Annotated in this window: 1 protein-coding gene; it reads left to right on the top strand. The window is 76.4% G+C overall.

Annotated elements, in window-relative coordinates:
- Window positions 1–81: 81 nt before the first annotated feature.
- Window positions 82–542: spermidine synthase (locus KBX53_RS35350; RefSeq protein WP_210864074.1), on the top strand; the 461-nt coding region annotated here is incomplete at its 3' end.

Genomic DNA, 542 nt, shown 5'->3' with positions numbered 1-542 from the left:
GGGGCGACCCCGGTCCGCCGGTCCGTCGGCCGTGCCGGGCCACCGGCCGGGAGGGCCATGGGCTCGGCTAGCGTGCCGGACATGAACCGCGCCGCCGACCGGCTGGAACTGGTCGCCGACCCGGTCCGCCGGACCGGGCGGACACTGCTGTCCGCCGGGGTCGAGCAGTCGTACGTGGATCTCGAGGATCCGCGCCACCTGCATTTCGAGTACGTCCGGCGGATCGCCTCGGCGGTGGACGTGGCGGCCCCGGCCGGTGCGCCGCTGAGCGTCCTGCACCTGGGCGGCGGGGCGTTGACGTTGCCCCGCTGGTTGGCTGCCACCCGGCCCGGCTCCCCGCAACGGGTCGTCGAGCGGGATGCGGCGGTGGTCGACCTGGTGGCCCGGGAGCTGCCGCCGCTGCCGCCGCAGGTGCGGGTGGAGGTCGCCGACGCCCGGGACGCCCTGACCGCCACCCCGGACGACCGGTACGACCTGGTGATCGCCGACATCTACCGGGCGGCCCGGATGCCCCGGCACGTGCGCACCGTCGAGTTCGTCGC

Origin of the sequence: Micromonospora sp. M51, from assembly GCF_018070305.1 — a bacterium.
In the GTDB taxonomy this organism is placed as follows: Bacteria; Actinomycetota; Actinomycetes; order Mycobacteriales; family Micromonosporaceae; genus Micromonospora; species Micromonospora parva.
Note: the sequence above shows the minus strand (reverse complement) of the source record. Positions and strands in the feature narration are given on the sequence as shown.